This window comes from Bifidobacterium bombi DSM 19703 (assembly GCF_000737845.1).
Classification (GTDB): domain Bacteria; phylum Actinomycetota; class Actinomycetes; order Actinomycetales; family Bifidobacteriaceae; genus Bifidobacterium; species Bifidobacterium bombi.
Map to the genome: position 1 here is coordinate 160,643 of NZ_ATLK01000001.1, position 24,687 is coordinate 185,329.

At 57.0% G+C, this 24,687-nt stretch carries 19 protein-coding genes, 2 tRNA genes and 2 pseudogenes; 17 read left to right on the plus strand and 6 right to left on the minus strand.

Going from position 1 to position 24,687, the window contains the following annotated elements:
* Positions 1-468: 468 nt before the first annotated feature.
* The 3 genes and pseudogenes from BBOMB_RS00605 to BBOMB_RS00615 all read left to right on the plus strand — a co-directional run bounded on the left by BBOMB_RS00605 (position 469) and on the right by BBOMB_RS00615 (position 2,831).
* Positions 469-855: a GntR family transcriptional regulator gene (locus BBOMB_RS00605; protein ID WP_044086318.1), complete on the plus strand. Its 387-nt coding sequence runs from the start codon at positions 469-471 to the stop codon at positions 853-855.
* 294 nt (positions 856-1,149) lie between these two features.
* Positions 1,150-2,020, plus strand: a pseudogene (locus BBOMB_RS00610) (ABC transporter ATP-binding protein); the annotation flags it as partial.
* Positions 2,021-2,114: 94 nt separating this feature from the next.
* Positions 2,115-2,831, plus strand: a complete 717-nt coding sequence (locus BBOMB_RS00615; protein WP_162176037.1) for an ABC-2 transporter permease — start codon at positions 2,115-2,117, stop codon at positions 2,829-2,831.
* 226 nt (positions 2,832-3,057) lie between these two features.
* On the opposite strand, the gene thrC is transcribed toward BBOMB_RS00615, so the two are convergent.
* Entirely contained in the window at positions 3,058-4,620 is a 1,563-nt protein-coding gene (gene thrC / locus BBOMB_RS00620) for a threonine synthase (protein ID WP_044086323.1), read from the minus strand.
* Between the two features lie 235 nt (positions 4,621-4,855).
* Between thrC and BBOMB_RS00625 the strand changes: the two genes are divergently transcribed.
* The 6 genes from BBOMB_RS00625 (at position 4,856) to rsfS (ending at position 9,648) form a co-directional block, all read left to right on the plus strand.
* Positions 4,856-5,566, plus strand: coding sequence for a phosphoribosylglycinamide synthetase (locus BBOMB_RS00625; RefSeq protein ID WP_238549839.1), 711 nt, complete (start codon positions 4,856-4,858; stop codon positions 5,564-5,566).
* Between the two features lie 104 nt (positions 5,567-5,670).
* A complete protein-coding gene (gene nadD / locus BBOMB_RS00630; protein WP_081867347.1) occupies positions 5,671-6,333 on the plus strand; it encodes a nicotinate-nucleotide adenylyltransferase in 663 nt (220 codons plus the stop codon).
* 97 nt (positions 6,334-6,430) lie between these two features.
* Positions 6,431-7,453, plus strand: coding sequence for a ribose-phosphate diphosphokinase (locus BBOMB_RS00635; RefSeq protein ID WP_044086324.1), 1,023 nt, complete (start codon positions 6,431-6,433; stop codon positions 7,451-7,453).
* Between the two features lie 178 nt (positions 7,454-7,631).
* Positions 7,632-7,702: transfer RNA gene (locus BBOMB_RS00640), tRNA-Gln, on the plus strand.
* A gap of 135 nt (positions 7,703-7,837) precedes the next feature.
* Complete coding sequence (gene glmU, locus BBOMB_RS00645; RefSeq protein WP_044086326.1) at positions 7,838-9,238, plus strand: bifunctional UDP-N-acetylglucosamine diphosphorylase/glucosamine-1-phosphate N-acetyltransferase GlmU; 1,401 nt, start codon at positions 7,838-7,840, stop codon at positions 9,236-9,238.
* On the plus strand, positions 9,238-9,648 hold the full coding sequence (gene rsfS, locus BBOMB_RS00650) for a ribosome silencing factor (protein WP_044086327.1): 411 nt from the start codon (positions 9,238-9,240) through the stop codon (positions 9,646-9,648). Before glmU ends, rsfS begins: the two co-directional genes overlap by 1 nt.
* Positions 9,649-10,017: 369 nt before the next feature.
* Here the strand turns inward: rsfS and BBOMB_RS00655 are convergent, their stop codons facing one another.
* Positions 10,018-10,422, minus strand: a complete 405-nt coding sequence (locus tag BBOMB_RS00655) for a pyridoxamine 5'-phosphate oxidase family protein (protein ID WP_044086329.1) — start codon at positions 10,420-10,422, stop codon at positions 10,018-10,020.
* A 235-nt stretch (positions 10,423-10,657) separates the two neighbouring features.
* Here BBOMB_RS00655 and BBOMB_RS00660 point away from each other — a divergent pair, with 235 nt between their 5' ends.
* From BBOMB_RS00660 to BBOMB_RS00680, 5 genes are all read left to right on the plus strand, one after another.
* Positions 10,658-11,665 carry a DMT family transporter gene (locus tag BBOMB_RS00660; protein WP_238549840.1) on the plus strand — a complete coding sequence of 336 codons (1,008 nt, stop codon included), beginning with the start codon at positions 10,658-10,660 and terminating at the stop codon, positions 11,663-11,665.
* 74 nt (positions 11,666-11,739) lie between these two features.
* Positions 11,740-12,909: a hypothetical protein gene (locus BBOMB_RS00665; RefSeq protein ID WP_044086793.1), complete on the plus strand. Its 1,170-nt coding sequence runs from the start codon at positions 11,740-11,742 to the stop codon at positions 12,907-12,909.
* Between the two features lie 145 nt (positions 12,910-13,054).
* Positions 13,055-13,127: transfer RNA gene (locus tag BBOMB_RS00670), tRNA-Ala, on the plus strand.
* 169 nt (positions 13,128-13,296) lie between these two features.
* Positions 13,297-13,830, plus strand: a complete 534-nt coding sequence (locus BBOMB_RS00675; RefSeq protein ID WP_044086331.1) for a hypothetical protein — start codon at positions 13,297-13,299, stop codon at positions 13,828-13,830.
* Between the two features lie 410 nt (positions 13,831-14,240).
* Positions 14,241-14,507 carry a hypothetical protein gene (locus tag BBOMB_RS00680; protein WP_052377316.1) on the plus strand — a complete coding sequence of 89 codons (267 nt, stop codon included), beginning with the start codon at positions 14,241-14,243 and terminating at the stop codon, positions 14,505-14,507.
* 425 nt (positions 14,508-14,932) lie between these two features.
* Here BBOMB_RS00680 and BBOMB_RS00685 read toward each other — a convergent pair whose 3' ends face one another.
* From BBOMB_RS00685 to BBOMB_RS00695, 3 genes are all read right to left on the minus strand, one after another.
* Entirely contained in the window at positions 14,933-15,208 is a 276-nt protein-coding gene (locus tag BBOMB_RS00685; RefSeq protein ID WP_044086332.1) for a WhiB family transcriptional regulator, read from the minus strand.
* A 211-nt stretch (positions 15,209-15,419) separates the two neighbouring features.
* A complete protein-coding gene (locus BBOMB_RS00690) occupies positions 15,420-16,859 on the minus strand; it encodes an LCP family protein (protein ID WP_044086334.1) in 1,440 nt (479 codons plus the stop codon).
* Between the two features lie 67 nt (positions 16,860-16,926).
* A complete protein-coding gene (locus BBOMB_RS00695; protein ID WP_238549841.1) occupies positions 16,927-18,165 on the minus strand; it encodes an LCP family protein in 1,239 nt (412 codons plus the stop codon).
* 352 nt (positions 18,166-18,517) lie between these two features.
* Here BBOMB_RS00695 and BBOMB_RS00700 point away from each other — a divergent pair, with 352 nt between their 5' ends.
* Both BBOMB_RS00700 and BBOMB_RS00705 read left to right on the plus strand, forming a co-directional pair.
* Positions 18,518-21,646, plus strand: coding sequence for a glycosyltransferase family 2 protein (locus BBOMB_RS00700; RefSeq protein WP_161787674.1), 3,129 nt, complete (start codon positions 18,518-18,520; stop codon positions 21,644-21,646).
* A complete protein-coding gene (locus BBOMB_RS00705) occupies positions 21,643-23,187 on the plus strand; it encodes a DUF5719 family protein (protein WP_044086340.1) in 1,545 nt (514 codons plus the stop codon). Before BBOMB_RS00700 ends, BBOMB_RS00705 begins: the two co-directional genes overlap by 4 nt.
* A gap of 132 nt (positions 23,188-23,319) precedes the next feature.
* Here BBOMB_RS00705 and BBOMB_RS00710 read toward each other — a convergent pair.
* A pseudogene (locus BBOMB_RS00710) lies at positions 23,320-23,755 on the minus strand (metallopeptidase family protein).
* A 123-nt stretch (positions 23,756-23,878) separates the two neighbouring features.
* Between BBOMB_RS00710 and BBOMB_RS00715 the strand changes: the two are divergent.
* Positions 23,879-24,649: an HAD-IIB family hydrolase gene (locus tag BBOMB_RS00715; protein ID WP_238549842.1), complete on the plus strand. Its 771-nt coding sequence runs from the start codon at positions 23,879-23,881 to the stop codon at positions 24,647-24,649.
* Positions 24,650-24,687: the final 38 nt, after the last annotated feature.

The window sequence follows — 24,687 nt, forward strand, 5'->3', positions numbered from 1 at the left end:
AGCAGGCGCCCTAACTGTTATATACTGTACTTGAACAGTGGATGAAGTGACTATTGTCTGCGGTCAAATATGAAGGAGTGATCATGTTCCACGGTAATGGAATGTCCGAATCTCGGTGCGACAGGAGCCGCGTCTTTTCCGGCTGCCTTGCCCTAATGGCGGCTGCAATCGGTCTTTTCATCGGTGTGGGAGGGCGTGTGTGGCACTTCGATATATGGGTTCTCTGTGTCGGTATCCTGTTGTGCTCGGTGCTGTTGTTCGTTTCTGGGATGTTCTTTGCGCGTCAGAAAGAGAGTTGTTTACGATGATGGGGCACCGGCGTGATTGCGGGCGACATGCCGCGTCGATCGAGTTGTGGAGTTGACTCAACTGTTATACTGTTATACATATCAGCAATTCAGCTGTCTGGCAAAACATGCCGGACTTATGGTTCGCTGACATCGCAGCGATGAAGAGAAAGGGACATTGATGAAACTGATCATCTCGTCCGTGTCCGGCAAACCGATCTACGAACAGATAAAAAGCCAGATTCGAGACGCCGTGCTTTCCGGTGAACTCCAACCCGGCGACCCGCTGCCTTCCCTGCGCACTCTGGCGCGTGAACTGCGTATCTCGGTGCTCACGGTCACCCGCTCCTACAACGAGCTTGCGGACGAGGGCATCGTGGAGAACCGGCAAGGCAAAGGCTCGTTCGTGGCCGAGCGAGGAGGGGAGAGGATGAGGCTCAATCTGGTGCAACAGGTTGAAGACCAACTCGACCAGACTGTCAAGGTCGCGATTGAGGCAGGAATCGGCCTTCCCGAGCTCACCGAATCCCTGCAGCAGGCGTATCGCGAACGCAGTGCCGCCAAGTGAGTCCGCGCCGATGCACGCGGCGGTCGGTTGGTGGCACTGCGGTTCGGGCGGAAGCGCCGGATTTGGTGGTACGAGGTCCGGTGCGCCGCGTCGATGCGCAATTGGTCTGTTTTGGTCGTGGAAACTATGAAAGGAGCATTGAAGATGAACGATTCACCTTCGATGTCCGATGCAATGACAAAAGTTGACGGATTCGATCCGTATGTTTCGCAGACGTCCAACGATGCCGGGTCGGGCCCCGATAGGGCGCCGGCCTTCACTGTCGGACGGGATGATGCCGACACGTCGTATGCATTGCGTGTGAGCGATGTGGGTAAGGCATACACATCAGGCTTCCGTCTGCACGACATCACCTTCGATCTGCCCAAGGGCTATATCATGGGGCTTATCGGCCCCAACGGCGCAGGCAAGTCCACGCTCATCAAGCTGATTCTCAATATGGTGCATCGCGATTGCGGCTCCGTCGAGGTTCTCGGCCTGGACTGCGTCGCTGATGAGATTGAGATCAAGCAGCAGCTAGGCATCGTCTTTGATACCAGCTATTTCCCTGAATACTGGAAGGTTGACACGGTTTGCGCGGCTTTCAGCAAGGTCTATGACGGTTTCGACCGTAGTGTGTTCGATGGTTATGTGCGCCGTTTCGACATCGATCCCAAGAAAAGAGTGAAGGACCTTTCCCGCGGAATGCAGATGAAGCTCATGCTTGCCGGGGCGCTGAGCCATGACGCGAAGCTGCTGATACTGGACGAGCCCACCAGCGGCCTTGATGTGCTCGCCCGTGACGAGCTGATGGACATCCTTTCGCAATACATCGGTGACGGAGAACGGTCGGTCCTGTTCAGCACGCATGTCACAAGCGATTTGGAGCGGTCTGCGGATTTCATCACCTATATTACCGATGGAACCATATTCTATTCCGGGCCGAAGGACGAGTTCACGGACGGGTTCTACTTGGTCAAAGGCGCGCCTGAAGATCTGGCGGGCATACAAGAGATGGCTCTCGGCGTGCACCCGCTACCCCACAGGCTTCGATGCCTTGGTGCAGGCGGAGCATATCAACCGCGTTCCTGGCTCCGGATACATCATCGAGCCGGTGAACATCGATGACATCATTCGTCTCACCAACCCACGCGGTGAGGGGAGCTTACGTGATGAGAGCTCACGCAGGGGAAACTCACTCAATGAGAGCTCACGCATCGGGAGCTCCTGCCGGGCATTCCCGGAGTCAGCAATACAGGAAAAATCAACGGAGAGGAGAGATGATGATGGTTCAGACACGCAAGGCTTTGTCCATTGATTGGTTGCGTTTGACAAATGCGGGCGGCAAAAGGTCCGGGCTCTGGTGGGGCCTGTTGATTTTCCTCATGCCGATGGTAATTATGGTAATCATACCCAACGTCTCGTCACCGTTGGCAGGCGGATTGGATGGGGGAGTTATGGGATTACTTTTCTCGATGAGCGTCATGGTGCCATATGCTCTCGCTTCGGTTACAGCCTCGGGTGAAGTCAGGAGATTCGACGGAGTCATTCCGATAAGCAAAAAAGCACAGGTGGAGGGGCGTTATCTTTTCGTGTTTCTCGCCTGCGTTCTGATCGTTATTGATTATTGCCTATGCATCGCCGTGCATATTACGTTCTCGCATCGATGGGGTGATGACTCCTATCTGTCCACCATCGTAAAAATCATATTCTGTTTTCTTGCCTTGAGCCTATTGATTAACGCCCTTCTACTGCCACTGTTATATCGTTTTACCAGCCAGCCTTTGATGAGCTTCGTGTTCTTCGGCTGCTTCTTCGGGGTCTTTCTGGTTGGCGTGTTGGTGAGCGCTGTTATACTGAAACTACCACCGTCATTCGTGCCCTGGGTCATGAGCCATACTTGGATCGATGCGCTGATAGTTGTTCTTATTGTGGTCGTGGCTTGGACGGTGTCGTTGTCCGTCTCGCTGCGTATCTACAAACGTCAGGAGCTGTGACGGGGATTGTCCACGTTTGAAGGCCGATATGTGAAGTCGGGAGTGTGCGAACCCGACGGTTCCGCGGTTGCGAGTTTGCGAACCTGGTGAGTTTCGGCATGTCCCATAGGATGCCTATGTGAGGGTGGTGAAAAGCTTCCCTTACATAGGCTTTCCCGTTACATAGATTTCCCCTTACAAAGGTCGTCTTTCGAGTAGCCGTTGCTCTCGGTGGACGGCGTTGTAATCAGGAGAGGGTATTCGCGGCGCGGATTACATATTGCGGCATCTCGGCTATGTCGATGACATCGGTGAAGCGCTCCGGCAGATCGCTCAGTCCTCGCAGCTGGTCGGGCGCCTCGGTCGAGGTGGCTTGGGCGAGGGCGTCCATGCATTCGAAATCTCCGTCCGGACAGTTAAGGCCGATGGACCGCCCGACCACACGTGGGAACTTGTAGGGGCTCGCGGTGCTCAGCAGCACCCGGGTCTTGGCGCTTCCATGTTCCTGAGTACGCTCGTGAGCTTGCTCCTGCATCCGCATGACGTGGTAGCCGCAGGCGGTGTGCGGGTCCATGAGGTAATGGTCGTGTTCCCAGCAGTCGTGGATGGCCCGGCTCACCTCGTCCTCGTCGGCCCATCCGCAGCCGAACAGCTCCTGGATTCGGGAAAGCAGCGCGGAGGGCACAGTGAAGGAGCCTCGGTGCTTCAGATCGCCCATCAATGAGTCCACCAGGTCGCTGTCGCCATCGGACATATAGTACAGCATCCGCTCCAGATTCGATGAGACGAGGATGTCCATGGAGGGCGAGGTGGTCTGGAAGAACGGGCGCTCGCGGTCGTACGTGCCGGTGGTGAGGAAGTCGTACAACACGTTGTTGCGGTCGCTGGCCACGGTGAGCCTGGCCACGGGAAGTCCGAGCCGTTTGGCGTAGTAGCCGGCAAGGATGTCCCCGAAGTTGCCGGTCGGCACCACGAACTCCACCTCGTCGCCTGCCGTGATGGCGTTGCGCTCCATGAGCTGCAGGTATGCGCAGAAGTAGTAGACCACCTGGGGCACGAGTCGGCCCACGTTGATGGAGTTGGCCGAGGAGAGCCTCACATGCGAGCCGCTCGCAAGATCCGCGGCGATCCGTTCGTCGCCGAAGATGCGTTTCACGGCGCTCTGCGCATCGTCGAAGTTGCCTCTGACCGCACACACATGTACGTTGCCGCCGCGTTGCGTGGTCATCTGCCTGCGCTGCACCTCGCTGACCTTGCCCTCAGGGTAGAAGACCGTGATGCCGGTGTCCGGGGCGTCGGCGAAGCCTTCCAATGCCGCCTTGCCTGTGTCTCCCGAAGTTGCAGTCAGAATCATGATGCGTTCACGGGCAGCCGATGCGGTTCGCATGCCGTCTTCGCGCGAGGCGTTCGCGTCGTCTGGAACGCCGTAGCCCGTTCGTGCCATGAGCCGTGGCAGCATCTGCAACGCCACGTCCTTGAAAGCGCAGGTCGGACCGTGGAACAGCTCAAGCACGTAGTCGTCACCGAGCTGTCGCAAAGGGGTTATGGAGGGGTCATCCCACTGCGAGCCGTACGCGGCATCGATGCATTCCCACAGTTCGGTGTCGTTGAAGTCGGGAAGCAGCGTTCCCAGAATCTGCCGCGCAATCCCTTGATAGTCCCCGCCTTGTAGGGACTCTACATCCACATGGCGGTTCCCCAGGTCATCCGTGACGAACAGACCGCCGTCATGCGCCAGCCCTTGCCGTATGGCTTGCTTTGAAGTCAGCATGTCCGCGTTCCCGCGTGTGCTATGGAAATAGGTTGGCATAGGAACCTCGCGCTTTGATGTTCAGGCCGGACGTCATCCGGGTTCATAACGTCATTGTAGCGGTAACGTGTGGCGTAGGGAGATCCGTATCTCATCGTGGACCGAACGTGGGCTTACAATACTCCATAGAGCAACATTCGGAAGGCCATGTTGGATGGGAATCCTGCATGGCGGCGATGGGAAGGGTGTCTACCGTGATGGACGAGGGTAATGCGCATACCGGTTCAAGGGGCCCATGGGCAGTGGTCAAGACGATGGCGAGCCGAATGATGGGGTGCGTGACATGGCTTCCGACACCGTGCCGGCGAGGGATGCTTCTCTCGGATCCGGTACGGCGGCGTCCGATGCCGCCCCAGAGGAGCGGGTCACCGAGGCGGTTCATGTGGATCTTGATCTGGCGCGTAGTCGCGGCATCGATGTGGACGACCCCTTCATCGGTCTGAAGATAGCGGCCGAACGGTTGAGCATCGTGCGCTATGTGTTTCTCGTGCAGGTAGAGGACGGCATCGCCGTTGCGGGTCATCGCGCTGCCCTGGAGTATGCCGATGCCGTGCTCATTGGTTGGCCGGAGGTGGGCGACAAGGAAATCGTCACTCTCAGTGAGCCGAACTATAGGATGATGTTGGATCTTTTGGAGGGTATGGAGCAATGCATCACCGATTTCCGCGAGCAGGAGGCGGACGGGGAGGTGGATGCCATGTCCGATTCGCTGATACGAGCCACAGGACGCGTCTCGCAGATACGCCACATGTATCAGCCAGACTTCCCTCTGCCGACCTTTGCTGAAATCCGTCGCGTCGTTCAGGACGAGTGGGAGGAGGATGTAGGCAACATCGATCCTGAGGAATCCGGCGGCACGGTGGAGGCGATTGAGCAACAGACTGAACAGGCGGATGAACAGCGTCAGGAGAACCCGGAGGCGGGGCATTCAGGGAATCAGGCATGAAACAGGCAGATCACAAGGATTCATTGCAAGCATTAGGTGTTCCGGCAGTGCCGGATTGCAGCGCGGATTCGATAGGCAACGGTCAGGCAGCCAAGGCCCGCGAGATGTCGGGGCTCTCGTCACACGGTCACCGAAGAGCGAAGGATGACCGTGCGTCAGGTCCGTCGTGTGCGGTTTCAGACGGACGTCGCCAAAGAATCGGCATCATGGGTGGCACCTTCGATCCGATCCACAACGGGCATTTGGTCGCGGCCTCAGAAGTGGCCTCGGTCTACGAACTCGACCAGGTGATTTTCGTCCCTACGGGTCGGCCTCACTTCAAACTCGACAAGAAAGTCAGCAACGCCGAGGACCGCTATTTGATGACGGTCATCGCCACTGCCTCCAATCCTAAATTCACGGTGTCGCGAGTCGATATCGACCGCCCCGGCGTAACGTATACCATCGATACTTTGCGTGACATGCGTGCTCTGTATCCTGATGCCGATCTGTTCTTCATCACGGGCGCGGATGCGGTGGCTGAGATACTCAGATGGAAGGACGCGGACCAGATGTGGTCCCTGGCCAGGTTCATCGCAGTCACGAGGCCTGGCTACTCGAATCCCGATCGGCCGAAAATCAAGGCCCAGGTCGATATGCTTGAGATTCCGGCGCTTTCGATTTCTTCGACGGATGTGCGTCAGCGTTCAGCGAAAGGCAAGCCGGTGTGGTATCTGGTTCCGGACGGCGTGGTTCAGTACATCGCCAAGCATGGCCTGTATTCCTGAATCATGCGTTCCCTGGTTCTTGGCCCGTGGTCGGCTTGTCCGTCGTGCTTAGCGGATAGAATGAAGGCAACCTAAACGTCAGACAATGTTTGGAGACATGGTGAGCACGATTCTGAGTTGCAATCCTGAAAAAAACCTTATTTTGGTGACTGGCAGGGCTCACCCCCAGCTAGCCAGTGATGTCGCCCATCAGTTGGGAATCGACGTGTTGAAGACGACGGCGTACGATTTCGCGAACGGTGAGATGTATGTGCGGTACACCGAATCGGTGCGAGGCGCCGATGTATTCGTCCTTCAGAGTCACGCCGGGGATGTGAACAAAGCCATTATGGAGCAGCTCATCATGATTGATGCCCTCAAGCGTGCTTCAGCTCGTTCCATAACCGCGGTTTGCCCGCTGTTGGGCTATTCCCGCCAAGACAAGAAGCATCTCGGACGTGAGCCCATCTCCTGCCGGTTGATCTTCGACCTGCTCAAGACGGCCGGCGCTGACCGAGTGATGAGTGTGGATTTGCATGCCGCGCAGTCGCAGGGATTCTTCGACGGCCCTGTCGACCATCTGATCGCCATGCCTGTTCTGGTTGATTATATCCGTGATCGCTTTGACGGTCGCCTGGACAACGTCGCCGTGGTCTCTCCCGATGCCGGGCGTATTCGCGTGGCGGAACAGTGGGCGCAGCGTCTGGGCGGTGGCCCGCTTGCGTTCGTGCATAAGACGCGCGACATCACACGGGCCAACTATGCCGTTGCGAATCGTGTCGTCGGGGACGTCAATGGGAAAGATTGCGTGCTTGTCGACGACCTCATTGATACAGGAGGCACCATTGTCGAGGCTTGCAAGGTGCTTAAGGAGGCCGGTGCCTCTTCCATAACGGTGGTGGCGACGCATGGTGTTCTCTCAGGTGCCGCCGTGGAGAATCTCAAGAATTCCGGTGCACGGGAGGTTGTCCTCACCGACACCGTTCCGATCAACGAATCGAAACGCTGGGACGGGTTGACTGTGCTTTCCATCGCCCCATTGCTGGCAAGTGCCATCAAGGCCGTCTTTGAAGGCGGGTCCGTCGCCAAGCTGTTTGACACGTATCCTGAGCATCACGGGCAAGGCTTCCTCTTCGCCTGATTGTTCCGTCGTATATGGCCATCTCGATTCGGACTGATGCCGTGAGGCGGATTTTCGCAAGGGTGTTTGCCCGGCGGTCCCGTGTACACACTCGATCGCTTGTGATTTCGCCGAGTGTCGCGTCAATCTAGAGTATATGGCATAATTGAGATTTGGGTTCGGTTCGTACCGTGCCCGGTCCTCCATGGTGTAATGGCAGCACACGGGTCTTTGGAACCCTTAGTCTTGGTTCGAGTCCAGGTGGAGGAACGCAAAGGCGGCCGACGAACTGGTAAAATGGTTCGTCGGCCGTTGTTGTTTGCAGTTTTGCTGATGACTTATCAGGCAAAGGAAACCGGTTTTTGCCACGCGCGGTGTGCATGGCGTAAAAGGGAAGTGACGGCTATGGCATTATCCGCAGCAATCATTTTGGCGGCAGGTGAGGGGACACGCATGCGTTCCACTAAGCCGAAGGTGCTTCACGAACTTGCTGGGAAGACGTTCCTCAATCGCGTCATGACTTCGGTGGCTGGGTTGCATCCTGACACCCTGGCGGTCGTGGTCCGCTATCAGGCCGATCGTGTGGCGCGTATGGCGCGTTCATACAATCCCGATGTCACCATCGTGAATCAGGATGACAAGCCGGGAACCGGGCGGGCTGTCCAGTGCGCCATGCACCAGCTTGATGCCGAAGGCGGGTTGACAGGCCAGGTGCTCATTGCGGCGAGTGATATGCCTTTGCTTGACACTGATACGTTGTCCCAGCTGTTGGATTTTCATCGGAGTTCCGGCAACGGAGCGACCGTTCTGACGACGCAACTCGACGATCCGACGGGATACGGGCGCATCATCCGTGCAGGTGACGGCAGCGTGCTGCGAATCGTCGAACAACGTGACGCCAACAGCAGTGAGCTGGCAGTGCACGAGATCAATACATCGGTTTATGTCTTCGAAGCCAACGTGCTGACGCGAGCGATCTCCGGTCTGAGTTCACAGAACGCCCAGGATGAGTTCTACTTGACCGATGCGTTGGAGGCTGCCAGCGAATTCAGTACGATTGGAGCCTATGCGGCCAAGGACGCCTTGTGTGTCGAAGGAGTCAATGATCGTGTCCAGTTGGCCGCACTGTCCCGCAAGCACAATGCACGCTTATGCGAGCACTGGATGCGTGAGGGCGTCACGATTCTCGACCCGTCATCCACATGGATCGAAGATGACGCACTACTTGAATCAGACGTCACCATACTTCCAGGTTGCTTCATTCAGGGGGATAGTCATGTGGGCCATGATGCGGTCATAGGGCCGTATACCACGCTCATCGATGCCGAAGTCGAACCCGGTGCGGTCGTCGAGCGTTCCCGTGTTCAGGATTCGCGTATCGGTCGGAATGCGAATATCGGTCCCTGGACCTATCTGCGAGCCGGCAATGAGCTCGACGAGGACAGCAAGGCAGGGGCGTTCGTGGAGATGAAGAAGGCCCATATCGGTGCGCATACGAAGGTGCCGCATCTCAGTTACGTCGGAGATGCGGATTTGGGTGAGCATACGAACGTCGGCGGCGGTTCCATCACAGCGAACTATGACGGGGTACACAAGAACCACACGACAATCGGTTCGAATGTGCACGTTGGGGCGGGTAACCTCTTCGTCGCTCCGGTGCGTGTGGGCGATGGCGTGACGACCGGTGCCGGATCGGTAATCCGTCATGATGTGGACGAGGACTCCATGGTGTATTCTGAGAACTCCCAACATGCCGTCCCGGGCTGGAAACCGGTTTGGGAACGGAACGAAGAAAGGAAAGCCTGATGCCGGCACTGCAAAGTTCAATAGACGCCTTGCGCATCGCCGCAGCCGCGGCCGATCGCATGAAGGCAACGGATATCGTGGCGTTTGATGTAACCGAGCCCATAGCCATCACCGATGCCATGCTCATCGCCACGGCCGCGAACGAGCGTCAGGTGCTTGCGGTGGCTGAGGAAGTGGAGAAGGATCTGTACCTCAAGGCTGGCAATCTTCAGCCACGAAGCAGGGAGGGCCTTGAGGAGGCACGCTGGGTGCTGCTTGATTATGGTGATTTCGTCATTCATATCATGCATGAGGAAGATCGCGCCTTTTACGATTTGGAACGGTTGTGGAAGGATTGCCCGCATATCGACTTGCGATTGCCTCTCCAAGATGAGCGGACCACAGGTGCAACGGCGGCTAAAGCGCACTGACACCTTCTCAGAAGGCTATATGGAGTGGTTCCATGATGTTGTCACTGCGGGTTCGTGTCTGCTGAGAACGTTGGCTGGTCTTGAACGCTTGAGTATGTCTCGGTAGCCGGTACCTTTATCCGGCTGCGTTCTGGACACGGTAGTTCAGTGCGAGGCCACAGACTCCGGTGATGATGACGTGCCTTCGGTACATATGAGTTGCGGGAGACACCAAGGAAAGGTGCTCCCGCAATTATTGATGTCCAACTCGGTGAGGCTTCATATGCGAAACCGCGACTGAGGAATCATGACCGATCGTTTACCAGACCAGTGGACCCGTGCTTGGCGGTTGGTTCCGGGCTGCTGAAGCGACGGCTTCGAAAGTGGGCATCAGTCTTTCGCGATGACGGTTCCGGCCTTCGGTCCGGCGGTGAGGTCATCGATCTCCGTGATCTCAAGAACCGGGATGCAAGCGGGCTTCTTCGTTCCGTTCTTCTCCGCAACCTTGACCTGTTCGTCGTAAATCGCGTCATCGGTGTGCAGTTTCACGTTCCCACGGAAACGGTAGCCGGTCTTGCTCTCGAGGTTTGCGCATCCGATGACCAGATCGCTTCCATCCAGAAGATTGCGGTAATGCTGTCCCGCGGTGCGCTCATGGTAAGCCAGGTGATTGTCGTCCAGAACGAACATGGACATCTTGGGGCCGATGTCGAGCTTTCCGTCTTTGCTTGAGGTGACGATCCACGACAGGTTCTTGTTCAGAAACTCTTTCATCTCTGCTGTTAATGTGGCCATAATGGCTCCTTTCGCTGTTATGCAACTTGAAGACAAGTCTACTCCGCAACGATGGTGTTCACTCAGGTGATGATGTGAAAAAAGTCACCGGATGAGCGAGTTCAATCCCACGAGGTTCCATGGGCGCGCCTTAAGGAAGGGGAGGCGGTAAATTAGCGATATACGTTTCGTAGTTCGCGCTTGCGTTGAAGGATGCGGTAAACGGTGACCGTTGTATTGCAAGAAAGGTGCTGTAGTGGACGATCAAGTTGTGTTGCCGACGGACGAGAGGGAGCCTGAAAAAAACGGCGCTCGATCAGGAACTTCGATTTCTGGCAGGGGGCTTTCGCCCGATATCGCACGAGTGATGCTGCTTGCATGCGCGGCTCTGTGGGGTGCGAGCTATCTTGTGGCGAAAGATGTCATCAGCGTCATCCCTCCACAATGGCTTATGACGATACGAACCGGTGGGGCTTGTCTGATCATGCTCTTGATATTTCACAAGCAGATCATTCCGAGTCTGAAGCCCACCATCGTCGTCCCAGCATTGGTCGTTGGTGCGACGTATTACGCCACGATGGTACTGCAGACGAACGGTCTGCGGACCATCGATTCGGGACGCAGTGCATTTCTGACGGCCTCGTATTGCGTGCTCACGCCGTTCGCCGCGTGGTTGGCCCTGCGTCAAAGGCCGGGATTGCTCAATGTCGTGGCAGCTGTGATCTGTCTGATTGGCGTGGGATTGGTCTCATTGAAGCCTGGGACGTCGTCGGTATCCCTGTCGCAGGGCGATGTCATGACCTTGCTCTGCGCCGTCATTTTCGCGATCAACCTGACCTATCTGGGGGTGTATTCCAAACGCTTCAACGCGTTGGCCGTGACTTTTGTGCAGTTCGCCGTGGCGTTCGTCTGTTTTCTCATAGGCGCTTTGTTCACTGAACCTCGTCCGACCGGGGCGTGGCTTGATGCCCCGGTGGTCACTGGCGTCCTTTATCTGTTGCTGGGGGCCACCACGTTGGGGCAGATCATGCAGAATACCGGTCTGAAATATCTCAGTGCGACAAACGCCTCGATTCTCATGTGCACGGAAAGTCTGTTCGCCCAGCTTTTTTCGTCGGTGTTCGGCGGCGAGCGCATCGGCGGCGTCACCATATTGGGCTTTGCCTTCATTTTTGCTGCGGTTCTGCTTTCGGTAGTGGGACGTGAAGCGGTGCTTAGACTGCTGCATGGCTATAGCAAACGTAAATGGCATCATTGGATGTGACGATTATGTGAAGTATTGTGCGAAACGGGTTCGCACCCAGCGAGTTCGCAGATGTGACGGCTATCATGGCAAGCATGAAGAATTTTTTCAAGGGCATATCATGGAAGCAGATAGTGGCAGGTTCTTTGGCCGCGGTCACCTCGTTCCTATTGTCCGCGAAAATCGGGGTTGCTGGTTCAGTCATCGGTGTCGCCGTCGGTTCCATAGTATCGGCCGTGGCATCTCAGATTTACCAAAACGTGTTGAACGAGTCGGGCCGGAAACTCCAGGACGCCGTGCCGTTCGGTGGGAATGACGATGGGGCTTCGCAAACTACGGACACTGATGGCAACGGTGGACGGGAACGCCGGGAAGACCGCTCTGAAACTCACTCGGATTCGGATCATGGCGCGGTTACGGTTCTTATTCCCAGCGCTGGTAGCCCGAGTCTCTCGACATTGGCTGGAGGTACTCGCAAGGGTGTTTCTGAACATGATGCATCGGCAGAGAACGGTGATAAGACTCGGATAATGAATCCCGTACGTGCCGGAGATGAGACGGGCTCCACAGCCAACATGCCTGCAATTACCAAGGCACGCTCAGCATCTTCTCAAGTAGGGGTACACCCTCATGCCGAAGCAAGTGGCATTCTCGCTCAGTCGAGAATGAAACGGGAGCAGTCGAAGCACAAACGTATGTTGATTATCATTTCAGTGGTCAGTGCGCTTTTCGCCGTGGGATTGACCGCAGGCATCATCACCCTGGCTACGGGTGGGCAAGGCACCGACGGTGTGGCGCGGAATCTGATCGAGAATTCGAGATCGCAAGATTCGAGCAACAAGGACGATGGCAATGGTACCGGTGCTGACGACTCCACCACTGACAACAAGGGTGGTCAGTCCGGCAATCAGGATTCATCCCGCACCGGAGGTACGGATTCAGGAAAGAGCGATACCGGCAATGGAGGCAGCTCATCAGGCAATGACTCGGACTCCAATAAACCCGGTGATTCCAATAAACCCGGTGATTCCAATGGCACTGGAACTGCGGGCAATGGCGGCGGTTCGACGGGCTCCAATAATTCAGGCAATTCAAATGGGTCTGCCGGCTCCAGTTCCAGTGGTGGGGCGGAAGGATCGAACGGATCGCCGTCCTCAGGAACGAATACCCCCGGTTCCTCGAATCCCGGTTCGTCTTCGCCTGGAGGAACCAATGGTGGCACTGCAGGAGGTACCGGTGGTACGAACACCGGTGGTAACGGCTGACTGCGATGCATGTCGTGCTAGATACGGGGGTCTGGAAGCCCGTTGCATCCATCGGTCATAGCGTCCGACACGCCGACTTGGTGATGGAGAAGTTATGCGCTACACTTACTAAGGCTTCGCAAGGAGCTGATAAGTAAACAAGACCGGGGCTATGGCGCAGCTGGTAGCGCATCTCCATGGCATGGAGGGGGTCGGGAGTTCGAATCTCCCTAGCTCCACGGATAGGGTTCCAAGGCATTGTCTTGGAACCCTTTTGCGTTTGTTTGATGCTTTTTGTATTTGCCTGGGGCGAGCGCGGAAATCCGGCATCGTTCACAGTTTCATGCTGGGGATATGTGTCAAAATGTGTGTCCGTTAGTCGGTGTTGTTGGGTTATGGGTTGGGGGTGTGGAGTTCGTTCCAGTCGATGGCGGTGCCGCCGTGGTGTTCCGGCATGCCGGTGGTCTCGCGGGGTCCTTGTTGGCTGTGCTGCCGGGCCAGGGTGTTGGGTCGTTCGAGGTCGGCGTCGCTGTAGGCGTGCTTGACGGGCTAGGCGTCGCTTTCGGGTTCGGGCGTGTGTTGGTGGCACCACCGGCAGATGGCCTGTATCTCGCGTTCCAGGCTCAGGCCGTTGTGGTTTCTGAGCGTGGAACGCAATTGCCGGTTCCATGGTTCGAGCAGGTTGTCGCTCGTGGGTATCGGCTCGGCGTATTGCTCGGCTATGGTGATGAACGTGCCCATGCTTCCTTCCCTGTTTCGAGGGTCCAGCAGGTTGCGTGCCCTGACCAGGCGTTGGTGGGTGTCGGCCTCGGTGGCATGAGCGATCCTATCAGTTGGTTGCGCCGCTGCTGGGTGCTGGCGCCGGCCAGCCCCTCGCGTGGGGTCCGTTTGGAGAACAGCCAGTCCGAACCGTTCCTCTGGTCAACGCCCCGGCGGTCGTAGGTGTGGCTTTTCGAGGAGCTGCATCGCTTGCACCGCCATCCGGTGCGTCCCGCGCTGGTCGTGCCGTTCCTCTTCATCGCCGCTTTGCGGACGGAGCAATCTGGTGTGTTCAGGCATCCCAAGAGAACCAAACACTCATGAACGGCTCCCGGCTCTACTCTTCCAACACCTCGAAATCGGTTTCAGACACGTTCTGGTCACCCTCAAGACTCCGCGATACCACTTACGAACAGTTCCGATCCTTACTCCCATAAGGCCCAAGAACCGATTCTGGACACACATTCTGGCGTATAACCCACCCTGAATATGTGGCCTATCTGCGTGATAGTCCGGTTTCGGTCAATTTGGAGATTGTGGCCAGGCTGAACAGTCCGATGGCGTTGGATGTGTATTGGTGACTGACGCGTCACATGTCGTATCTGCACGACCGTCAGTCCATCACCCGGCAGCAGCTCTACAACCAATTCGGCAGCGACAGTCGTCTAGCGAAGTTCAAAGAAACTTTTAAGCGTGCTGTGGCTGATGTGGTGGCGGTGTGGCCGGAGGTGCACATCACGTGCGGGCGTGAATATGTGACGTTGTATCTGTCGGCGCCGAGTTTAACGACCACCGATCAGGCCAGGAGCGTCGAGAGGGCGTCATCCCGTCCGTCTGCTGCGGGTGTCGATGGGCATTGAGTGCCAATCGCGGGCTATGGACGTGTGCGGAAATTCGGCGTCGTGCACAGGTATCGCACCGGGCGATCCAATGGGGTTCAGCTTGTTTTTTCTTGTTGGGCCAAGATAAAAAGATGCGCACTAGGAAGGTTTCCTGGGTGCCGTCATGCCGTGATTGTGGAGACACTGCGCAGTTCAAGGTTTCTTTAATGCCGTGGCTGCGGCTGCTTCGGATTTTCGGTATTTCAGTTTATGCAATCATCGTCAGTCTCGCCATCATTTATCATCTTTATTTCGTATGGCCGCAATGGTGGTTATTGCGGCCTTCTTGGCTTCGTAACCACTCGGCCTCTACGTAGGTGATAATGAAAAACCCTTGGCATGCGAATAGACGTATGCCAAGGGCGATGATGGTGCGGATGCGAATCCGCTCGGACGAACGATTCTCAGACCATCTGCATGTTCTGGGTTCTGCGTGCCCGCATGGCGCGGCGTTTGAGGGCACGACGCTCGTCCTCGCTCATACCACCCCAGACGCCATAATCCTGGTTCGTTTCAATGGCGCACTTCAAACATGCATCGATGACTTTGCATTTCCTGCAAATGGCCTTGGCTTCCTCGATTTGCTGGTAAGCCGCTCCGGTATTTCCCACGGGGAAGAACAATTCGGGGTCCTTGTCTCGGCATCCGGCTTTAGCGCGCCAATCAAAAGCTTTGTTCATGTCAGTTTTCCTCTTTCCGATGCGTTATGGTTGCGCTGAAACCGCGGTAGCGATTGTATTTGGAATCGCAGGTTTCATCAAGTTGTTTCACCATGTTCAACATAACCACGAATTGGATTAATTTTCAAGACTTTTTCATCAAAAACACGAATTGTTGCAAACGATTGTGACCACGATCATCCTCCCGTCGGCCACGAAGACCGTGTGGAGGTCATTGGGATACGTTTTCACTGAGCGAACCGACCGAACCGGGGGAGTGTGTACCAAGGGATAAGTCGTTGAACAGTTGGAGGTTTTTCTTGTCATTTAGTAATACGCTTGAACCTACCCCGTCCACGTAGTAATCGGGGTCGGACCAGTACAGGCTCCCGCTGATACCCCCTGGACCGGTCGCGTTCTTGAAGGTCTGCGCCATTTCGGCCAAGACCTTCGGGTTCGTGTTGTTGTCCACCTGCAGGGCATTCAAAGCGTTGGTGGCAAGTTTTTTCACCGTCGTGGGGTTGCTGAGAACCTCTTTGGAAGTGGCTTTCTTTATGATTGCGCCGATGACGGAGCGTTGTCGTTTTGCCCGTCCGAAATCCCCTGTCGGATCAGCATATCGCATTCTCGAGAATGCCAGCGCTGTGCCGCCGTCCGCAGTATGGCATCCTGCCGTCCAGTTAAGCCCGGAATACGGGTCGCTGACGGTGCTGTCGTAGCAGAGGTTGATGCCGCCTAATGCGTCGACGACGTTCTGTAGCCCTTCGAATCTCAGTTGAGCGACGTGGTCGATGTTCTTGCCGGTGATGCTTTCGGTCTGCCTGATCAGCTCCTTCTTTCCGTATAACTGGTCGACGGCGTTTATTTTCGTGCTATCGCCGTCCACTTCGACCAATGAATCGCGGGGGACGGAAATGAGGGAGGACGGACCGCGCTGTGGTTTGGTGAGGATGAGTATCGTGTCGGTCCTGAATCCCGGCACATCTTTGGCGGAACCGCCGATACCTGAAGAATCCCGTTCGTCTGAACCTAAGATGAGCCAGGATGTGCCCTGTGTATTGGCTGCTCCCGTGGACCAGTCCATTTTACGCAGTCTGCTGTCCACCCAATTCCACGTACTGAACGCCAGAAAGGTACCTGTAAGCAGAAGAAGCACCATCAGGATGCCGAATGTTTTGAGGATGCGATGACGGTGCCTAGGTGGCTGCGCCAGAGGGGTTGGTGATTGGCCGTGTCTCGTGCGAGGCGCATGGGGGGTACGGTTCGCCTTGGGCGGGTATGTCTGGAGGCCTTCGGATGCATCGTGCATAAGGACCGCAGAGGACCCCTCGGCTCGACGCGGTCGTACCACGGGTGCTGCGTCCGTATGTCGGCTTGCCGTCGGCCGGAAGGTGGCTGCGGAGGGGGAGTCAACGCGTGAAGGGGCAGTAGAGTTTGCTTTCCGTGCCTTCATCGGCTGGCTTGTTCTTCTGTCTTTGGCAGGTGAGAAGACAGGAGGGACGCTGCGGTCGGAAGGCTCGACCACGTCAGGGGGATTTGTTTTCAGCGGTGCGTTGCCGTCCCGCGGTTTCTCGTGATTGCCGGAACGGTGCGGACGTGAGGACGGGTTCCGGGAAGGTGCGAAACTCGGAGGCGTGTCTTGAGCCTTCGCCTCTTTCTTGGCGTTATTCATAGCTCCCCTTCATTCCCTGGTTGGCGCATCGTCGTGGGATGCGCCAACCATCATATACGTCTAGTCTTCAGCGATTCTTTGCAGGCACCCCGCACACCGTTGTCATGAGGTAGCGGTTTGCGATTCCGATGTACTGACCGGTGTTGGCATCTCTGATGGACCCGTCTTGCGGATCCACTGTTCCTCCGGTGACCGGGTCGATCAGTGTGCCGTCGGCGCGCTTGATCAATCCGGTGTTCGGGTCTGGTGCAGGTTCGGCGGGAGCCGCCGGCGCACTCGGAGCAGCGGGGGTGGAGTTCTGGGTTCCGGAATCGGTATTGCTCTGGCTGCTCTCAGGAGCGGACTTCGCGGCGCCTCCGATCTGCTCGTCGGTCAAAGGCTCGTTGTTGCGCAGTTTTTTCCATACCTCGGTTGCTCCTGTGCTCCATATCACCCTGCTGCTCGGGTCGCTTGGAGCCGGAACCACGGGAATCGTCCGAGTGTACACATGGTCTACATGAATGTTTTTTAGGCTCATGGCCAGGCCCGCCAGCACGTTCGCCTTGGACATGCCTTCGGAGATAGTGAGGGATTCGAGTGCGGAATTCGCCAACCGATACAGCTGCATGTTGTTGGTCATCAGGTTCTTCGACAAAGCCTCGCTTATCAGCTCCTTCACCAGATACTGCTGACGTGTGGTGCGCATGATGTCCGATCCGTCGGTGCCGGTTCCGTGGCGCATGCGGGCATAAGTTGTGGCGGTGATGCCGTCCATGTGGTTCATGCCCCGTTTGATGTCGAGGCTGGTGTAGTCGTCCTGGATGTCGACCGGTATGCAGAGATCCACGCCGCCTATGGCGTCGATCATGTTCTTTAGTCCGTTGAAATCCACGACGACGAACTGTTGGATGTCAAGTCCGGTCAATGAATTCACTGCGTTCGCAGTGCAGCTCGCAGCGGATGCCAAGTCGCCTCCCGTCTGCCAGCCGCTGGCGAAGATGGAATTGAACATCACGTTGTAGCGGGCGGGGACGGTGCCGTGTGTGGTGGTGCAGCTCGGGGCGTCCACCAAGGAATCGCGGGGGATGGAGACGATATTGATGTAGCTGCGGTCGGCGCTGATCTGGACGACCATGGTGGTGTCCGCGTTATGTTCACCGCCGTCATCCGGTGACGTGGCGCCCAAGGCCTGGTTGGCGCCGTCCCGGCTGTCCTGCCCAAGTACCAGCAGGTTGATGGGCTTGCCGGCGTTGGGATCAATGATTTCTACATTCTTCTGCTGGCGCTGGGGGATCAGCCGTATCGATTTTGGTGCTCTGGACAGCATATACAGGCTCATGCCGATCGCGGTGGTCACGAAGACCAACGCGGCCACGACTATGAGTGATATCGCCTTGAGTGCTCGGTGCTGTACGCGAAAGCCCCTGCTATGACGGGGCTTTTCTTGGTTCCATCCATTGACATTTGGCAGTTTGGTGCCTTTCTTGCTGTGGGATGTCAAGTCCGTGCCTTCCTGTCGTTGCTTCAGCGCCGATTTGGACGCGCCAAAAGAATTGTTCTTGTCCGTCTATGTTGCACCATTGTAAAACTAACTGCTGAGAACCATGCGATCGGTCGGATTTGTCGGTCGAATCTTCAGGCGTAGGGCTCAGCGTACACTGTTGAGTATGAGTTCCATCATGAAAACCGATGTCCAACACATTGTGTCCGATTTGATACAGGGGCGCTCCCGACGCGTACGTGAAAACGTCGATGCTCAGGTGGCTGCGGTCATCGCGGTGGAGAATGACATGCGCTTCTTCGCAACGACGGTTCGCTCGTTGCTCGATCAGGATGTGCTTCCCGGAATCATAGTGGTGGCTGATTGCTCGGGTAGTACGAATCATCCTGTACGCTCGGAGTTCAGTGTCAGGGTCGAGGGTTTCCCTGAAGGCAGAAGGCAGCCGGTCGCCAATGTCGACGTCCAGGTGGTGCGTTCGACGGGAGCGAAATCGTTCGCTGATGCGGTGAACCGTGCGATGCAATATGCGCGGCTGGGTCAGCGCACGGAAAGTCTGTGGCTTTTGCATGATGATTCCAGACCTGCCGATCGACGTTGCCTGGCTTCGCTGGTGGAAGCGAAACGTAACACCCCCACGGCTTCCTTGCTGGGGGCCAAGCAGCTGGACTGGTCGGGCGAGAATCTGCACAACGTCGGCTACTATGCCGGTAGGCATCGTCTACAAAGCCTCGTAGTGGACGGCGAAAGCGATCAGGAGCAGTATGATGCGCGCAACGATGTGTTCGCCGTATCTTTGGCCGGTGCGTTGATGCCTTTGTCGACGCTTGAGCAATTTGGGGGAATCGACCCGTGGTTCGGTTCATTCGGTGAGGCAGGGGATTTTTCACGAAGGATCTGTTTGGGTGGCGGACGCGTCGTCGTGGTTCCTCATGCCAAGATCGCCCATCGACGTGCGCGGGTGGAAGGCATCCGCTCCAAGCTGGGACAGCCGGAGGACGAGGAAGCCCCGCAGGATTCGTCGATGGAGCGAGTCAAGGCCGAGGTGCGGTATGCATACACGGACGTCCACCGTTTCCTGTGGCCTGTGATGTGGCTGCTTCATCTTCTTGTCTCTATCGTCTCCACCTTTCGTGAGATGTTTGCCAAGCGTCCATACACTGCTTGGTGCGTGTTCTGCTCACCGTGGTATTTGTTTTCCGTTTTGGTGCACTGCTCCCGGGCTCGTAGGGCGGTGAGTCAGCAGTCCGGGGTTTCCCTTTCCGATCTTTCGGTGTTGAGGGCTGACCGGCGTCAGATCAGGCAGTGGCGAAGAAGATGCGGTGATTTCGACAGCCAGCATAACGCTGTGCTGCTCAGTCCTCTGGATAAGATGCATCTGCATAGGCGGGTCGTGAAGCGATACACAGGTGCCTTGCTGATGTCCGTAGTCGCCTTCGGTGGGCTGGTTGCTTTTCAATGGGATGTATTCAGGGCTGCCCTCTCCGGTGCTTCGCTGTATTCCACATCGCTGGTTTCCAGCGCCGCCACATTTGGTCAGTTGTTCACGGCTGCGACCACGCCTTGGGCATACGGGGTAGGGGTCGGGGCGTCTTCACCACCGTCGCCCTGGCTCTTGGTGTGGCTGGCGGCATCGGTGCTGACTTTGGGGCATCCCGCAGCGGCTTTGTCCCTAATCTATTTTGCGGCGCCGCCGTTGTGTGCGTTGGCGTTCTGGGCTTTTGCCGGAATTTTTACAAGGTCGGACTACGTGCGCATCGCCGCCGGACTGCTGTGGTCGGCTGCTGGATGGGCTTTGGGTCTGTATCAGGATGCCGATCTGCCGATGCTCGTTGTCATGATCTTCCTTCCCGCCGCCTTCGCATTCGTTTTTCGAGCGGTGGGCATGTATCGTACCGAGTATCCCGTTCACGCCCGTCCTTCCATTCAGATGGCGGCTTGCTCCGCCTTGTGCTTCATTCCCGTGATGTGTGCCGAACCGCAGTTGATGTTTCCTCTGATTGTCGTCTTCCTCATTTTCATGCTGACGGTGCGTTCGCATCGTCCGATGCTGTTGCTGATCCCCTTGCCTGCGGCTCTTTCCCTGGCGCCTACTTTGGTCTATGCGGTGCATTACGCCAAGCTTGGTCTATGGCGGCAGCTCTTTGCAGACGTGACGGTGGCCGAGCTTTCAGGGGCGCGTCCCCCACGTCCGTTGAATTTCGTGCAAGTGGTCCTGGAATCGTTTGGATTGGATGCGAAGACGGTGTTTTCTACGAATCTGTGGTCGGTTCATCTTCCAGCTTTGTCGATGTTCGCCGTTTTGGTTGTGCTAGCCTGCCTAGCCTTGGTCTGCCTGGTCTTCCCCTCGGCGTTGCGTGTCTCCCGCATGATGTGGATCACCGCCATTTGTGGCATACTGCTCACGTTGGTTTCTGTCAGGGTGGCCGTGGCTCCCGGTGATGCAGGCTCCGCGGCGGGATCATCTTTGCCTGGTCTGATATTGGTCTTGTTGTCTTTGATCGCCTGTATCTGCATCATGGCAGGAAATGCCGTGATGGGAACCATGCCGCATCGTTGGGATGGCGTGGCGGTCGTCAGGGCTCAAGAGCCGCGATCCGAGGGTTTCTTTTCCGAAGAAAGCGACGGCCATGCGGTAGTCGCGAAGGTCGGCAGGTCAGTGCTGGTGGCGCTGCTGCTCGTGATGACGGGGACCTGGTCCCTTTGCGGTGCTCGCATCCGTGGCAACGACGTGCGTGTGACCTCCGAAGGTCTGCCCTTGGTGGTGGTGGATTACCTGCAACAAGGGGATAACCACCGGGTGCTGGCTTTGAAAGCGGAGTCCGGGAACAAAGTGGATTATACGGTCATGCGGACCAGGCGAGGTGATCTTATGGATGTGTCTCCCGGACAGGCCAACCAGAAGCTCGTAGGTCTGTCCGACGATGCCGATGCCAAGCTTGCTCAATCGGCGGCGCACCTTTTGGCACGTTTCGATGGTGATGCCGTTGCTACGGTGGCACGTCTGGGATTCGGGGGGATATACGTGGCCAACGACACCCACCCGAACGTGAGAGCGGTTTCACAGGCGCTCATCAGTAATGTGAACGCAAGTGATGGCACACAGGTCCTGGCGCAATCCGAGCGGGGCGTTTATTACCAGTTCTCCGATGTTGGTTTGGCACAACGTGGGGTCGCGTCGCAGGGTCGGGTCAGAGCCGAGTCGAGTCCGTGGAGATACGCTTGGTGCTACAGTTTCGCAACCGTCTTGTTCTTATATTGCCTCGTGGCTTTGCCGAGGGTGTTGCACCGTAACAGGGAGGAAGCATGACACGAATGAAGAAACAGATCGGCGGTACGTCTCGTGGCGGTTTGTGCGTGTTCATGGCTTCGGTCACGGTATTGGCCATCATCGCAGTGGTGGTGGCTCTCCTGATGTTTCCGGGCGCTGCGCTACCGGCGGATGGAATCCGTGCCACTGCGCGGACCGGCCATGAGGTGAGACAATCCCAGGTGGTCGCTTACTGCCCGGCGCAAATGGCGCTCGCTGATTCAGAAAAATATGGTGATGTCCAATTCCAGGCTTCAGAAGGCAATATTACCTCTTCGGCTTTGTACTCTTCTTTCGGGTCAGTGTATAAGGCCAGGGTCGGGTCCCTGACCGACGTCGATGGCGTGAACGGTGTGGGACGAGAACTTGAGGGGAATGGGTCATATGAAGGTCCGTCCGTCAAGGTGCTTTCGGACAGAGGAAATGCGAAGTCAAGCATCCTGGTTTCGAAACTGCTGAATTCAAAGGAGGGCACGGGGTCGGTCGCAGCCGTCGGCTCTTGGGCGACCAGCGGTGATCTCAAGGGAGTGTCCGCGGCTTCCTGCGTATCTCCGTCATTGGAGAGCTTCTTCCTTCTTCCGGCAACGGCCGCAGGTGCCACACATCAGCTCATTGTGGCAAACCCATCGGAAAAGCCCACCACGCTGCATTTGGATGTGTGGGGCACGAAGTCGGGCCGTCCGTTGGCTTTGCATACGGGTAACACCCTTACCGTGGCCGCGCATCATGAGGCCAACGTCGATTTGTCGGCGGGCGCTCCCGGTCAGGATGGGCTTTTTGTCAAGGTGACGAGCAATGAGGTGCCGGTCGCTGCTGTGGTCCGATGCGTGTTGCTCGACGGTCTGTCATCGAAGGGTTCGGATTTCGCTCTTCCTTTGGGTGAACCCGGAACATCCCAGGTTTTGGCCGGTGTGGGTCAGGGTGATGAAGTGAACGTAGCCGTCCGTTCCGATCGTGCCGCCGATGCCGAGATCTTCTGGACTCGTCATGACGGCGAGGAATCGGTGCGCAAAGTGCATTTGGAGCCCGGGAGAGTGAGCGTGACCGATTTAGGACGTGCCGGTCAGGACGTATACGGTGTTTCGGTACGTTCCGATGCCCCGGTCCAGGCACAGGCGCAGGTGGGGGATTCCGGTTCCGATGGGAGTGCCGATTTCGCGCTTATACCGGCAGCACGGCAGGCAGGTCGATCGGCCGTTGCTGTTCCAGGCGGGATGAATGGAGTATTGTCTTTCATCAACGCTTCGAATTCAGCGGTCGAAGCCACGGTTCATGGATATGATGTCAAGGGGGGCTCGGTCGGTTCTCAGCAGATCTCCATCAACGCGCATGGAGCCCAGGTTGTTCCTATGAGCGACATCAGTGATTCGGCTGTATTGTTCGAACTCGAGAGCGGCGGGAATCTGGCTTGGGGTGTGCGCGTCGGGCAGCAGGATGTCAGTTCCGCGAATCTCGCCGCCGTTGCCTACCTGTCCGCGACCGGGCTGGAACCATCGAATGCGCAGATATTCTCTGAACCCACACGGATGACGGTTCGATGAGTATTTCGTCGATGTGACGTAAAGGCGCCTTCGTGGTGTACCGGCGTCTTTGCCAATCACGTGGACTTCGTTCGACTTTGTGCGTTCGGCAAGGTCGTAGGTACGTACAGGCAAAGCTTGAACCAAAAGAGATCATTCGTCCTGATCCCATTGAGGGTCTATCTGCGATGGCCTCCTGCCATAGAGCTGCGCCAATCGCAGCACCAGCTCGTCGTGGATGGCCCATTGCAGGTCCTCGCGGTCAGGATGATGCATCTGCAGGGGCATTCGGTAGAGCACGATGCGTGCCGGTATGCCTCTGCCTGAGGGGAACGCCCGTGAAGTCAGGCTTCTGCGGCCTTCCCAGAACGCCGGTTCGGAAGGCGGAACGTCTTCGACGGCGAATTGGACTGGTTCCACCAATTCCGGCCAGGCGGCGTTCAGTCGCTTGATTTGCGAAGCCGTGATGTCATCGAAGAATCCAGCGCGCGTGCGGTACCGGGGTAGGCGGACGCCGAACTGCGGGGGTGCGTGTTCCGCGCCCATGCGCGTTGCGGTACATATGGTTCTGCCAAGGAGGTCGCAACATATGTTCAACTTTATGTCAAGGCCCGGGCAACCTATGGAATATGATTGACCGGTCGAATGAATTGCGGGATTTGAGGTGATGACGGTGCAGAATGGGCGAATCGGTCTGTGGCATGAGCATAACATGGTTGAATTCATGCAGGGGGCGAAAGTGGTGGCCTTCGATTTGGATAACACCTTGGCTCGCTCGAAAAAACCGATGCATGAAGACATGTCCAGGTTGTTCGCATCCTTGACGCGGCTGATCGACGTTGCGGTCATCACTGGAGGCCGTTTTGAACTCGTCGAAAGCCAGGTGCTTGACGTTCTGGGCGAGTGCGCCGATATGAGCCGCATCCATATCATGCCCACGAGCGGGACCCGTTATTACCGCTGGAACGAGGGTGCCTTCCGATGCGTCTACAAGGTCGATCTTACGCAGGCGCAGCGCAGTGCGGCGATGAGTTCGTTTGAACGTCACGCCAGAGAGCTTGGCATGTGGGAGGAAAAGGTATGGGGGGAGCGCATTGAGGATCGAGGCAGTCAGATCACGTTTTCCGCGCTTGGGCAGAACGCCCCGGTGGAGGCCAAAGAGCGTTGGGATCCCGACAATTCCAAAAAGAATCGTCTTGCCTCGGCCGTGGCCGCCGACCTTCCTGATTTGGTGGTCCGCTCTGGAGGGTCCACCAGCGTCGACGTTTCGGTCAAAGGCGTGGACAAGGCGTATGCGGTGCGCAAACTGTGCGCTGAGCTTGCCATTGATGTCAGCCAGGTGGTGTTCATAGGTGACCGTATGGATCCCGACGGCAATGATTATGCCGCTGCCATCATAGGTACCAGGCCCGTGCGCGTTGCCGGCCCTGACGATACGCTCAAAGTTTGCGCGCGCATCATCGAGGCTTTGGAACGGCCGTGAGTGTTCCGGGCCGTGTGTCGCACCCGTTTCATTCCTCC

Excerpts from the sequence above, each read along its gene's own strand:
- BBOMB_RS00605 (WP_044086318.1), top strand. The coding sequence starts at position 469 with ATGAAACTGATCATCTCGTCCGTGTCCGGCAAACCGATCTACGAACAG.
- BBOMB_RS00615 (WP_162176037.1), top strand. The coding sequence starts at position 2,115 with ATGATGATGGTTCAGACACGCAAGGCTTTGTCCATTGATTGGTTGCGT.
- thrC (WP_044086323.1), bottom strand. The coding sequence starts at position 4,620 with ATGCCAACCTATTTCCATAGCACACGCGGGAACGCGGACATGCTGACT.
- BBOMB_RS00625 (WP_238549839.1), top strand. The coding sequence starts at position 4,856 with ATGGGCAGTGGTCAAGACGATGGCGAGCCGAATGATGGGGTGCGTGAC.
- nadD (WP_081867347.1), top strand. The coding sequence starts at position 5,671 with ATGTCGGGGCTCTCGTCACACGGTCACCGAAGAGCGAAGGATGACCGT.
- BBOMB_RS00635 (WP_044086324.1), top strand. The coding sequence starts at position 6,431 with ATGGTGAGCACGATTCTGAGTTGCAATCCTGAAAAAAACCTTATTTTG.
- glmU (WP_044086326.1), top strand. The coding sequence starts at position 7,838 with ATGGCATTATCCGCAGCAATCATTTTGGCGGCAGGTGAGGGGACACGC.
- rsfS (WP_044086327.1), top strand. The coding sequence starts at position 9,238 with ATGCCGGCACTGCAAAGTTCAATAGACGCCTTGCGCATCGCCGCAGCC.
- BBOMB_RS00655 (WP_044086329.1), bottom strand. The coding sequence starts at position 10,422 with ATGGCCACATTAACAGCAGAGATGAAAGAGTTTCTGAACAAGAACCTG.
- BBOMB_RS00665 (WP_044086793.1), top strand. The coding sequence starts at position 11,740 with ATGAAGAATTTTTTCAAGGGCATATCATGGAAGCAGATAGTGGCAGGT.
- BBOMB_RS00680 (WP_052377316.1), top strand. The coding sequence starts at position 14,241 with ATGTCGTATCTGCACGACCGTCAGTCCATCACCCGGCAGCAGCTCTAC.
- BBOMB_RS00685 (WP_044086332.1), bottom strand. The coding sequence starts at position 15,208 with ATGAACAAAGCTTTTGATTGGCGCGCTAAAGCCGGATGCCGAGACAAG.
- BBOMB_RS00690 (WP_044086334.1), bottom strand. The coding sequence starts at position 16,859 with ATGAATAACGCCAAGAAAGAGGCGAAGGCTCAAGACACGCCTCCGAGT.
- BBOMB_RS00695 (WP_238549841.1), bottom strand. The coding sequence starts at position 18,165 with ATGCTGTCCAGAGCACCAAAATCGATACGGCTGATCCCCCAGCGCCAG.
- BBOMB_RS00700 (WP_161787674.1), top strand. The coding sequence starts at position 18,518 with ATGAAAACCGATGTCCAACACATTGTGTCCGATTTGATACAGGGGCGC.
- BBOMB_RS00705 (WP_044086340.1), top strand. The coding sequence starts at position 21,643 with ATGACACGAATGAAGAAACAGATCGGCGGTACGTCTCGTGGCGGTTTG.
- BBOMB_RS00715 (WP_238549842.1), top strand. The coding sequence starts at position 23,879 with ATGGTTGAATTCATGCAGGGGGCGAAAGTGGTGGCCTTCGATTTGGAT.